Source organism: uncultured Allobosea sp. (genome assembly GCF_945956895.1).
Classification (GTDB): domain Bacteria; phylum Pseudomonadota; class Alphaproteobacteria; order Rhizobiales; family Beijerinckiaceae; genus Allobosea.
Genome location: NZ_CAMFJF010000147.1, coordinates 1 through 3428, shown reverse-complemented (window position 1 = coordinate 3428; position 3428 = coordinate 1). Strand labels below are relative to the sequence as shown.

The 3428-nt window shown below is 65.6% G+C and carries 3 protein-coding genes; 1 reads left to right on the top strand and 2 read right to left on the bottom strand.

The annotated features are described in order from the left end of the window. On the bottom strand, positions 1-1360 hold a 1360-nt coding region (locus Q0Q02_RS23535; protein WP_293813228.1), incomplete at its 3' end, for an aldehyde dehydrogenase family protein. A 415-nt stretch (positions 1361-1775) separates the two neighbouring features. Further along, complete coding sequence (locus Q0Q02_RS23530) at positions 1776-2213, bottom strand: Lrp/AsnC family transcriptional regulator (RefSeq protein WP_293813227.1); 438 nt, start codon at positions 2211-2213, stop codon at positions 1776-1778. Between the two features lie 128 nt (positions 2214-2341). On the opposite strand from Q0Q02_RS23530, the gene Q0Q02_RS23525 reads away from it, so the two are divergent. After that, the gene (locus Q0Q02_RS23525) at positions 2342-3400 is read left to right on the top strand and encodes an ornithine cyclodeaminase (protein WP_293813225.1); all 1059 of its coding nucleotides are present in this window, start codon (positions 2342-2344) and stop codon (positions 3398-3400) included. The last annotated feature ends 28 nt before the right edge of the window (positions 3401-3428 follow it).

The following is a 3428-nucleotide window of genomic DNA, read 5'->3' as shown; positions in this document are numbered from 1 at the left end:
GGCCGTTACCGGACTGCTTGTAGCCGCCGAACGGCGCGCCCGCGTCCCAGGCCGGGTAGTTGATGTAGACATTGCCCGAACGCATCTGCGACGCGATCTTGCGAGCGCGGTCCTGCGAACCGGACTGGACATAGGAGGCCAGGCCATAGGGCGTGTCGTTGGCACGCTCCACCACTTCGTCGTCGCTCTTGTAGGGCAGGATCGAGAGCACGGGGCCGAAGATCTCCTCGCGGGCGATCGTCATCTCATCGGTCACGCCGCCGAACACGGTCGGGCGGACATAGTAGCCGCGGTTCAGGCCTTCCGGACGGCCCGTGCCGCCGGTGACCAGCGTCGCGCCTTCCTTGATGCCGGCCTCGATCAGGCGCTGGATCTTCTCGTACTGGACCTCGCTGACGACGGGGCCGAGGAAGACGCCATCCGCGGAGGGAGCGCCGACCTTGAGCGGCTCGGCCACCTGCTTGGCGATGGCGAGAGCCTCCTCATGCAGCTTCTCCGGCACGAACATCCGGGTCGGCGCGTTGCAGGACTGGCCCGAGTTGCGCATCACGCTCTCGACGCCGAGCTTCACCGACTTCTTCAGGTCGGCGTCGTCCAGGATGATGTTGGCCGACTTGCCGCCGAGCTCCTGGTGCACGCGCTTGACCGTATCCGCCGCCGCCTTGGCAACGAGGATGCCGGCGCGGGTCGAGCCGGTGAAGGAGACCATGTCGACGCCCGGATGACGCGAGATCGCTTCGCCGACCGTCGGGCCGTCGCCGTTGACGAGGTTGAACACGCCCTTCGGCACGCCGGCTTCTTCCATCGCTTCCGCGAAGATGATGGCGTTGAGCGGCGCGATCTCGGAGGGCTTCAGCACCATGGTGCAGCCGGCGGCGAGCGCGGGCGCGACCTTGCACATGATCTGGTTGAGCGGCCAGTTCCACGGCGTGATCATGCCGACGACGCCGATCGGCTCCTTGGCGATCAGGGTCGTGCCGCGCAACTCCTCGAACTCGAAGTTTTCGAGCGTCTCGATCATCTTGGCGAGATGGGCGGTGCCCATCGCGGCCTGCGCCCGGTGCGCCAGCTCTTTCGGCGCGCCCATTTCGCGCGAGAGGATATTGGCGATGTCGTCGTAGCGCTTCTTGTAGGCTTCGGCGAGGCGGCGCATCAGCGCCAGGCGCTCGGCCTTGGAGGTTTTGGCGAAGGCCGGGAAGGCGGCGCGGGCCGCGGCGACGGCCTTGTCGACATCGGCCTGCTCGCCGAGCGCGATGGTGGCGAAGACCTCCTCGTTCGACGGGTCGATCACGCCGAGCGTGCGGTTGCCCGACGGCTTCACCCACTGGCCATCGATATAGAATTCGAGCTCATGCGCCATGGTCTGGTCTCCTGTCTCGTCTTGGCTCGGGGGCGCGGACAGCCTGCCGGAAACGGCTGGATATCGATGCCCCGAGCGGGAACTGTGGGTGTCCGACGCGAGCGGGCGGCCTTGCGCGATCATGCATCGCCGGCCGCCGCCAACGCTGTATCTGACGAGGCATAACGTTAGGGGGCGGAGACGCGCCTGTCACGGGGCGCCGCGCCGCGTTTGCGGATGGTCGCCATGCAGCGGTGCTTCTTGTGCGAGGGCGCGCCGGGCCTGTTCTTCACCGGAACCACTGCGTCATCCCGGACGAGCCGCGTTAGCGGCGCCGATCCGGGATCCATCGTAGAGTGCAGGGCCCTACGATGGATCCCGGGTCTACGCTTCGCTTCGCCCGGGATGACGACCGGTGGTTCGCGCGGATCGATCCCTACAGCCTTGCCTTCACGCTGCGCGGCGTCGCCAGCAGCAGGCTTGTCTCGCTGTTGGTGACGCCGGGGATCATGCGGATGCGACGCAGGACCTGATCGAAGGCGATCAGGTCGGAGGTGCCGAGCTCCACCACGAGGTCCCAGTTGCCGTTGGTGGTGTGGATGCTGGAGACCTCGGTAAAGCCGGACAGGGCATCGATCACCGCATCCGCCGCCTGGCCCGCGATCTCGATCATGGTGATGCCGCGCACCGGCAGGTCGATCGCGTCCGAACGCAGGATCACGGTGAAGCCGATGATCTCGCCGGATTGCTCCAGCTTCTCCAGCCGTGCGCGCACCGTCGCCCGCGTCAGGCCGAGATCGGCGGCGAGGTCGGAGATGCTGCGGCGCCCGTCATGACGCAGCAGGGTGATGAGCTTGCGGTCGAGATCATCCATCGTCCGAAATGGATAAATGACTTTGCCGTTTTGAACAATCTTGGTCTCGATCTGGTCGTTTTGGCTTCTTTCGCCTGCCGCCGAAAACAGGGACAATCGCTCCTTCAACGAGAACAGCGCGGGGACCCATGATTCAGCAGCTCAACGTCGTGCCTTTCGTCAGCGTCGACCACATGATGAAGCTGGTCCATGCGATCGGTATCGAGCGGATGCTGTCCGAGATCGCGGGCTATATCGAGGACGATTTCCGGCGCTGGGAGATCTTCGACAAGACGCCGCGCATCGCCTCGCACAGCCTCGAAGGCGTGATCGAGCTGATGCCGACCAGCGACGGCAAGCTCTACGGCTTCAAATACGTCAACGGCCATCCGAAGAACATGAAGGCCGGCCTCCAGACGGTCACCGCCTTCGGCCTGCTCTCCGATGTCGCGACCGGCTATCCTGTCCTGCTTTCCGAGATGACCTTCCTGACGGCGCTGCGCACGGCGGCGATGTCGGCGGTCGCTGCGAAACATCTCGCCCCGAAGAACGCTTCGACCATGGCGATCATCGGCAATGGCGCGCAGTCCGAGTTCCAGGCCTTCGCTTTCCGCGCGATCCTCGGCATCGAGAACCTGCGACTCTACGACGTCGACCCCGCCGCGACCGAGAAATGCGCCCGCAACCTCGCCCGCCACGGCTTCAGGATCACGCGCTGCGCCACCGCGATGGAGGCAGTCGAGGGCGCCGAGATCGTCACCACCGTCACCGCCGACAAGCAATACGCGACGATCCTGACCGACAACATGGTCGGCGCCGGGGTCCACATCAACGCGGTCGGCGGCGACTGCCCCGGCAAGACCGAAATCCACCGCGACGTGCTGCTGCGCTCCTCGATTTTCGTCGAGTACCCGCCGCAGACCCGCATCGAGGGCGATATCCAGCAGCTCGACGCCGACCATCCGGTCGAGGAACTCTGGAAGGTCATCACCGGGGCGGCGCAGGGGCGCACGGACGCCCGCCAGATCACAATGTTCGACTCGGTCGGCTTCGCGATCGAGGATTTCTCGGCACTGCGCTATGTCTACGAGCGCATCCGCGAGGCCGGCACCTATGCCGAACTCGACCTGATCGCCGATCCAGATGACTCGCGCGATCTCTTCGGCATGCTGATGCGCGCTGCGCCGAATTCGGCCGCCGCAGCCTGAGCTTCAACCGGCCTGACTGAGCGCGAGG